This is a genomic window from Bradyrhizobium sp. AS23.2, assembly GCF_001908185.1.
Taxonomy (GTDB): Bacteria; Pseudomonadota; Alphaproteobacteria; order Rhizobiales; family Xanthobacteraceae; genus Bradyrhizobium.
This window is the reverse complement of record NZ_LGHM01000153.1, coordinates 39,867-47,323: the sequence shown is the minus strand read 5'-3', so window position 1 is coordinate 47,323 and position 7,457 is coordinate 39,867. Positions and strand designations below refer to the sequence as shown.

The window sequence follows — 7,457 nt, the reverse complement described above, 5'->3', positions numbered from 1 at the left end:
AAACGGCTCGATTGGCCGGCCTCTAACACCTGCATTCGCCACAAGCGCTCTCCTCTACAGAGATTCGAGCCATCATATAATGTGACGAACTTGCGTTCCAGATGACTAGCACCCGACCTTGAATGTGAAGCAGCCGCAAATTGAGCTTACACTGTCGAACAAGACTGCGCTTTCCTAGACTGCCGCGGGGGATGGGTGGCAATTTGGCCAGAGCGGAGCCATTACGTTCCGTCAGAGCTTCGTCATCTATGCCCCACGCCCGATATGCCTTCCATCCTAGGGATGCCCGCCCTCGCTCGAAGCCAATGCCGCCTGACCGGCAATCTCGTCAGCGCGCCAGCACCGCACCGCGTGTCCGTCGGGACGCGTTTCGAGCGACGGTCCCGGCTCGCGACGACACACGGCTTCGGCGTAACGGCAGCGCGGGCTGAAGGCGCATCCGTTCGGCGGATTGAGCGGATTGGGAAGGTCGCCCCCTGTCGTAGCTAACGGTGCATGGCGCAAGGGATCGGGGATGGCGGAGATCAGGGCTTGCGTATACGGGTGCGCCGGCCGTTCGAAGATCTCGCGCCAGTCGCCATTCTCCACGATGCGGCCGAGATACATCACGGCGACCCTGTCGCTCATGTGCTCGACGACGCCAAGGTCGTGGCTGATCATGATGTAGGAGAGACCGAGCGTTTCCTTCAATTCCAGCAGCAGATTGATGATCTGGGCGCGGATCGAGACATCGAGCGCCGAAACGGGCTCGTCGCAGATGACGATCCTGGGATTGAGGATCAGCGCACGCGCAATGCCGATACGCTGTCGCTGGCCACCCGAGAACTCATGCGGGTAGCGGTCGGCCTGTTCGGGCCGCAAGCCCACATGCCGCAGCATCTTCGCAACGCGATCCTCGATCTCGCTTGCGGCGGTCACGCCATGCACACGCAGGGGATCTTCAAGCGTGCGACGAACGGTCTGGCGCGGATTGAGTGAGGCGTAGGGATCCTGAAAGACCATTTGCACGATGCGGGCCAACGCCTTCCGATCGCCGGATGGCCTGTTCGTCACGACCTGCCCGTCCAACACAATGCGGCCGCGCGTCGGCGCCAGGAGACCAAGGATTGAAAGTGCGACCGTCGACTTGCCGGAGCCGGACTCACCGACGAGGCCGAGGCATTCGCCTCGCTTCAGCTTGAGATCGACACCGTCGACGGCGCGCAACAGCCGCCGGCCGCGGCCCAGCAAGCCGCCGCCCAGCGGAAAATGAACCGCGAGATCCTCGATGCTGAGAATGAGATCGTCGTCCGGCCTGGCCTCACCCAACATGTTTCGCGGTTCATGCATGGTGGTGACACCTGACGAAACCGCCAGGTCCCAGCCATGTCGTGTCCGGCGCGGCGGTCCGGCAAATATCGGTCGCCTGCGTGCAACGCGGATTGAACCTGCAGCCATCAGGGAAACTCGTGATAGCTGGGACGACGCCCGCGATCTCCTTGAGCCGCGTGCGGCCAAGCGCAGCGCGACTGCCCAGCCGCGGCAACGAGGCGACCAGGCCTTGCGTATAGGGGTGCGAGGGCGTTCGAAAAATATCGGCCGAGCCGCGCTCTTCGACGATGCGGCCGGCGTACATCACAGCAACGCGGCGACAGACATTGGCGACCAGGCCGAGATCGTGGCTGATCATCAGGATTGCCGTTCCTCTCTCGGCGCATAGATTCCGCATCAGCTCGATGATTTCGGCCTGCACGGTCACGTCGAGCGCGGTTGTCGGCTCGTCGGCGATCAGAAGATCCGGACCGCATGCGAGTGCGATGGCAATCATCACGCGCTGACGCATGCCGCCCGAAAGCTGGTGCGGATAATCCTTCACGCGCCGCTCGGGCGCGGGGACACGGACACTCGCCAGAGCCTCGACCGCCAGTTGATTGGCTTCCCGCCAGCTTTTGCCCTGGTGCAGCACGAACATCTCGGCGATCTGCCGGCCGACGGGCGAGACCGGGTTCAGCGCCGTCATCGGCTCCTGGAAGATCATGGCGATGCGATTGCCGCGCAGCGCCCGCTGACCGCCGGCGGAAAGCCGCTGGATCTCCCGCCCTTCAAATCGGATGACGCCGCCGCCGATCGACAAGGGCTGCCGCAACAGGCCGATCAGGCGAGAGCCGTAATGCTCTTGCCGCAGCCGGATTCGCCGACCAGGCCGAACGTCTCGCCGCGATCGATGCGGAACGAAATGCCCTCGGCCGCCGCCACGCGCCTCGATCCGTCGTTGAGATCGATACGCAAGTCCTCGACTTCAATCAACGGCGAGCCCGTCATGTCCGCCGGCTCCGCGATTGTGGATCGAGAATGTCGCGCAGGCCGTCGCCGAGCAGGTTGAGGCCGAGCACCGTCAGGAAGATGGCGAGGCCCGGAAAGACCGAGAGCCACGGCGCCGTGGTGATCTGGTCGCGGGCATCCGACAACATGCTGCCCCAGCTTGGGAAGGGCGGGCGGACGCCGAGGCCAAGGAATGACAATGCGGCTTCGGACAAGACCGCACTGCCCATGCCGAGCGTGCCGATGACGACGATCGGTCCGAGCATGTTCGGCAGGAGCTGCGTGATCATGATCCGCAAATCTCCGTAGCCGAGCACGGTTGCCGCCTGCACATAGCCCTGGCTCTTGAGCGACAGCGCCGACGCCCGCGCGATCCGGCACGTGAAGGACCAGTTGGTCAGCCCGAGTGCGATGAGCAGGCTGGTCAGGCCAGGGCCAAGCACCGCCATGATGGCAAGCGCGAAGATCAGCGAGGGGATCGCGAGCATCAGGTTGGTCAACCCGTTGACGAAATCGTCCCACCAGCCGCCCCAATAGCCGGCGCTCAGGCCCAGCCCGACGCCGATGACGCTGTTGATGAGCTGCGAGACGATGCCGACCGTCAGCGAGATACGGGCGCCGTACACGACGCGGGAATAGATGTCGCGGCCCTGGTCGTCGGTCCCGAACCACCAGGTCCAGCTCGGGGCTTCTTCCGCGTTCAGCAGGTTGGCGTCCAGGACAGGATCCGTGTGCGCCAGCCAGGGCGCGAGCAGGCCCACCAGGATCGCGAGCGCGAACAAAGCGCCGCCGATGATGAGATTGGCGCGGAGCTTCATGCGTATCTGATCCTGGGATCGATCACGCCGTAGAGCACGTCGATCAGCAAGTTGATTGCGAAAAAGAACAGCACCACCACGAGAATGGAGCCCTGGACGGCCGGAATGTCGCGCTGCAAGACACTGTCGACCAGCAGCGAGCCGATGCCTGGCCAGGAGAACAATTTCTCGACGACGACCGCCTGCCCCATCAACGCGCCGAACTGCAGCCCAACGGTCGTGAGAATGATGACAAGCGCGTTGCGCATCACATGCCACTTCACGACCCGGGCCTCGCTCATGCCCTTCGAGCGCGCGGTGCGGACAAAATCAGCCGTCATGATCTCGAGGACAGCGGCGCGCGTCGTCCGGGCCAGCAACGCCATCGGGGAGACGCCGAGTGTCACGGCCGGCAGGATCAGGTACTTGCCCCCTCCTTCGCCATAGCCAAAACTTGGCAACCAGCCGAGCTTCAGCGCGAACAGATACATCAGCAGGAGTCCAAGCCAGAATTTGGCCATTGAAAGACCCGACACCGCCACGACCATCGAGGCCGTGTCGACGATACTGCCCGGCCGCAGTGCAGCGATGAAGCCGAGCGGCACGCCGACTACGATCGCAAATGTCATGGCTGCAAATATCAGTTGCAGCGTCGGTCCCATCCGCTTTGCGATCATGGTCGTGACCGGCTCGCGGGTCCGGAACGACGTCCCGAAATCACCGGTCGCAAGCTTTGCGATGTAGGAGCCGAAACGCAGGTAGACGGGATCGTCGAGGCCGAGCTGCTTCTTCATGCGCAGCTCGACCTGCGGATCGCTATCGTCGCTCATGCTCGAGACGATGCTGCCTGGAACGACGCTGAACAGTACAAAGACCAGCAGCACGACAGCGAGAACGGTCGGGATGGTTTGCAGGACTCGGCGGATCAGGAAGGGGAGCATCAGCACTTTTCCTCTCTCCCTCCATCATTTGCTGCGATGGAGGGAGCGCGAGAGCGCGTGTCACTTCGCAGGCGAGGTCTCGTCGACCCAGAGGTCTTCGACGTTTTGATGGGTCAGCTCCGTCGCATTGAGCTGAATTCCCTTGAGCCACGGCTGCACCGCCATGACCGCCTTGTTATAGTTGAAGAACCAGACCGGCGCCTCGTCATAGAGCAGCGCATTGGCCTTTTGCAGCAGTTGGGTACGCTTTGCAGCGTCGTCGGTCTGCCCGGCCTCATCCATCATCTTGTCGAAGTCGGCATTCTTGAAGTTCATGTAGTTGCAGGCTGGCTGTGGCGTCGACGAGTGGAAGCATTTGAGGGCGGCCTGGGGATCCGGGCCGGTCGCCTGAGAATAGATAAAGGCCTGGTAATCGCCGCTGCGTATCACCTCCGCCAGCACCGCGGTCTCGACCTGCTTGACCTTCGCCTTGATGCCGACCTTGTCCAGCATCGGGATGACGGCCGACACGATCGGCAAGCCCCAGCTTTCATTCTGGCTGGTGGTCCATTCGAATTCGAAGCCTGAGGGATAACCCGCTTCAGTGAGCAGCTGCTTGGCCTTGGCGGGATCGAACGCGTACGGCTTCATGGCCTTGTCGTAGGCGGGAGAGGTCAGCGGCAACCAGCTGGTGGCACGATAGGCCTTGCCTTTGACGAGCTTGTTGATGATCAGGTCGGTATCGATCGCGTAGTTGATCGCCTGCCGGACGCGCTTGTCGGCGAACGGCTTGAACGAGGGATTCATCCCCATGTAACGCGTGAAGACCTCCGCGACTTCGACGATGGTGCCCTTGAGGCCGGAGTCGGCCTGATAGGCAACATACTGCGCGGGCCCGAGCACCGACGTGTCGATCTCCTTGTTGCGGAAGGCGACATCGCGTGCCGCGGCCTCGGCCATGATCGACACGATGACCTTGTCGGCATAGGGCTTGCCGGGCTTGTAGAACCGGTCCCACCGCTCCAGAACGATGCGCGATCCCGGCACGTGCTCGACGAATTTGAATGGGCCAAGACCGATCGGATTCTGGATGAAGCTCTCCTTGGCGGCCTCGTCGGCGGGATAGATCGAGGTCAGCGCGGTGAAGAAGTAGAAGCCCGGATCGACTTTCTCGGTCAGCTTCATTTCGAGAGTGAAATCGTCGATCTTCTTCAGGCCGGAGATTTCCTTGGCCTGCCCCTTCTCTACCGCGGCCGCGCCCTCGATCACACGGACAAAGCGGGCACCGGGAAAGGCTTTGGTGCCATCCATGATGCGGTTGTAGGACCAGATGACGTCGTCGGCCGTCATCTTGCGGCCATTGTGAAAATAGGCATCGTCGCGCAGCTTGAAGGTGTGAACGAGACCTCCGCCCGAGACAACGTCCTCCTTGGCAAGCTCCAGAACCGGCTTGCCTTCTGCGGAATTCCAGATGTAGAGCGACCGATGCAGGGCCTTGGCGTATATCTCGTCCTGGGCGCGCTGCGTCGTATGAATGTCCAGGCTGGTGAAGCTCGAGCCGTAGGGCGCGGTCATGCGGATGGTTCCACCCTTGCGCTGCGTCTGGGCCTCCGCCGTGGCGGCGAGCGCCAGTCCCAAACCAGCGACGATCGCCACTATCCTGAACATCATGTTCCCTCCGACAATGCAGGCGTGTCCCGATCAGAGAGTTGACCATTCACGGCATGTCGAATGCAAGCTCCTTGAATAGCGCACGCGCCCTCGCCAGTTGCGAACTGCGGGCGCCAGTCGCGCAATTTTCGCGCTGCACCAGCGCCGCTTGCGCAATCGTTCATCGGAATGGTGGTTCGAGGGCGTCAGCCCAAGCCCGACATCAGCACAATGGATGCGATGCGCAGGACACTGCTCGCAGCCAAATCTATTGCCTATTCGGATAGTTCGAGCGGCATCTATCTTTCAACAATAGGCTTCAAGAAGCTCGGCGTGGCTGACCAACTCTCCGGTAAGACGCGCAAGGTGCGGGGCCCCCTTCGGGCGAGCCCGTGGCCGAAGTCGTCGCCCGTGGGGAGGCGGAAATCGGTTTCCAGCAGGTCCCCGAACTGATCCACGTATCTGGCGTCGATTTCGTGGGCACAGTGCCGTCTGAGGCTCAACCTCCGACTCCTTTTGTCGGCGCATTGCCCAAAATTTCACAACATCCCGATGCCGGGATCGACCTTTTGAAATTCCTTTCCTCTGCAGACGCCGCAGCCGTCATCGCGAAAGCCGGATTGAAGCCATTGCCGTCGCGTTGAAGTTGGCTCGCCCGGCCATCACAGCTTGAGCTTCCGGGTGATCCGGAAAATTGATATACAGGCCTCAACTTGAGGTTAACTGGCGCATTTCGATCTAACGCGGGTAGACTCGTGATCGATTGGGTACGACGTCTTGCCAGCTCTAGCTCCGCCCTGACACGACGGCTCGCCCGGAGCGCTGTCAAGAAGCCACCCCTCAAGTACTTGATCATCTCCTATCTGGTGTTGCGAGACGATCCTCCACAAGAATGGCATCGCAAAGTAAAAATCTATCGGTTTGCTTTTTGGGCCGTAGCACTTACCGCTGCGTTGGGCGCTCTTGATCCAAGAGGTTCAGCAGCATCCTGGACTGACGGATTCAAGTCGCTCTCGCCGGAACAAACCGATCAATTCATCCAAATCTTCGATCTTCGTGACGTAATGCAATACGATTCGTTTGCAAGCCGTCCTGGATATGTTCTGCGCTATGAAGATGCCATCGCGGAAATTCTGCTTCCTGGAAGCTCTTCCGCGGCAAAAAAAAATTCGACCCAAGGCAGGCTCGATCGACCCCTACCAAATTGGGGCTTACCTCGCGACGCAGAATGCTTCGCTTGGCAACGCCTTCATTGATGCGGTCGAACGCGATACCCGGACACAAAGCCTGTCAATCAAGCTGATTAATTTTGCCTCTCCGTTCATATTTCTCTTGGGTTTCCTCGTCGTGCATGGCCTTGTGGCTCCGAAGGGAGTGCCTCTCAAGGCAACGGCGCGACCATATCTCCTGGTCACGGGAGCGGCGGCCGCCCTCGTCTGGGGACCGTTCTGGTTCGGAATGGGCCTGGTGCATTACCTTCTTTCAACCGGTTCGGTTGCACTTCTTTACTTAGAACTAGCCTTGGGATGTTTCCTGCTACTGTTAATAGCCAAGAGGCAGTACGCCTATCTGGCGGTCGTGTACGAGAGATCGAAGACGCGCATCTATTCGGCGATTTTATTGTCCTATCTTGTCGTATACGTCGCGACGGTGCTGGTTGCGAATGGGCTGACCGAAGTCGTTCAAAGATTTTACTAGAGGCTTTCCACGATCAGTACCGCTCGCTTTGCCTTCGGCGCTGTCTCCGGGAAGCGCGGCCGAAAGTCGAGAAGACGATCGTGGTCATCAA

General features: G+C 60.8%; 5 protein-coding genes and 2 pseudogenes. 2 read left to right on the top strand and 5 right to left on the bottom strand.

Annotation, left to right across the window (positions count from 1 at the left end):
- Positions 1-276: 276 nt before the first annotated feature.
- The 5 genes and pseudogenes from AC630_RS30815 to AC630_RS30795 form a co-directional block, all read right to left on the bottom strand.
- Entirely contained in the window at positions 277-1,329 is a 1,053-nt protein-coding gene (locus AC630_RS30815; RefSeq protein ID WP_074122237.1) for an ABC transporter ATP-binding protein, read from the bottom strand.
- Positions 1,322-2,301: pseudogene (locus tag AC630_RS30810) on the bottom strand (ABC transporter ATP-binding protein). Before AC630_RS30810 ends, AC630_RS30815 begins: the two are co-directional and overlap by 8 nt.
- Positions 2,298-3,119, bottom strand: a complete 822-nt coding sequence (locus tag AC630_RS30805; RefSeq protein WP_074122236.1) for an ABC transporter permease — start codon at positions 3,117-3,119, stop codon at positions 2,298-2,300. Before AC630_RS30805 ends, AC630_RS30810 begins: the two are co-directional and overlap by 4 nt.
- On the bottom strand, positions 3,116-4,039 hold the full coding sequence (locus AC630_RS30800) for an ABC transporter permease (protein WP_074122235.1): 924 nt from the start codon (positions 4,037-4,039) through the stop codon (positions 3,116-3,118). Before AC630_RS30800 ends, AC630_RS30805 begins: the two co-directional genes overlap by 4 nt.
- Positions 4,040-4,099: 60 nt before the next feature.
- Positions 4,100-5,689 carry an ABC transporter substrate-binding protein gene (locus AC630_RS30795; protein WP_143198454.1) on the bottom strand — a complete coding sequence of 530 codons (1,590 nt, stop codon included), beginning with the start codon at positions 5,687-5,689 and terminating at the stop codon, positions 4,100-4,102.
- Positions 5,690-6,057: 368 nt separating this feature from the next.
- On the opposite strand from AC630_RS30795, the pseudogene AC630_RS30790 reads away from it, so the two are divergent.
- Positions 6,058-6,312 (top strand): annotated as a pseudogene (locus AC630_RS30790) (substrate-binding domain-containing protein); the annotation flags it as partial.
- Positions 6,313-6,778: 466 nt separating this feature from the next.
- Positions 6,779-7,366 carry a hypothetical protein gene (locus AC630_RS30785; protein ID WP_143198453.1) on the top strand — a complete coding sequence of 196 codons (588 nt, stop codon included), beginning with the start codon at positions 6,779-6,781 and terminating at the stop codon, positions 7,364-7,366.
- Positions 7,367-7,457 lie beyond the last annotated feature (91 nt).